The sequence below is a fragment of the Erysipelatoclostridium sp. DFI.2.3 genome (genome assembly GCF_019132535.1).
Classification (GTDB): domain Bacteria; phylum Bacillota_I; class Bacilli_A; order Erysipelotrichales; family Erysipelotrichaceae; genus Clostridium_AQ; species Clostridium_AQ innocuum.
On record NZ_JAHOOJ010000060.1, the window covers coordinates 1 to 677 of the forward strand.

Annotated in this window: 1 pseudogene; it reads right to left on the minus strand. The window is 41.8% G+C overall.

What is annotated here, in order from left to right:
- Positions 1-338 (minus strand): annotated as a pseudogene (locus KSZ58_RS23060) (gp58-like family protein); the annotation flags it as partial.
- Between the last annotated feature and the right edge of the window lie 339 nt (positions 339-677).

Sequence of the window (677 nt, forward strand, 5' to 3'; positions counted from 1 at the left end):
GTTGTTTTAAATCCGTTAACATCAGCAACCAAAGAATTAAGCTTAGTTGATGTATAAGATGCAGTGGATTCAATTGAAGACACTCTGCCAGTCAATCCATTTACACTTTGTTCAAACTGTGTCTGTTTACTCGTTACACTTGTCAGAGTGGAGGTATGCTCACCAACCGTGCTGTTAATACCGTTTACGGTCTGTGTAAGACTACTATAATTGGTCTTTAAGGTTGATACATCACCTTTAGCTTGTGACATGTCGGTAATCAGTGATGAGATTTTACCATGCTCCACGGATAACGCTGTACTCAGTGTGCTTATGTCACCGGTGATAGTGTTATACACTACAGATAGAGACTGGTTTGCTCCATCTACCAAAATATGACTAGACTTAATGACCTCTGTACCGTCATTTATCTCTTTGACCAATGATGTGATGTTTATCTTGTCTCCCGATATGTTGGCGTTATCAGCTACCATGCTATCCACGATAATTGGCCGTTGTATACCGGACGCGGTTATGCCGGTTGCATCAAACATCAGCCTGCCGGATGCGTCCCAGACATACATGTTGTAGTCTCCGGATGCATCTTTGCCAATTTGTACTCTTGGCCTTGTGATATCTTTAATCTGGAGGGTCTCACCAAAAATATCCAAACGGCCTGATTGTGACTTAAAGTGTAT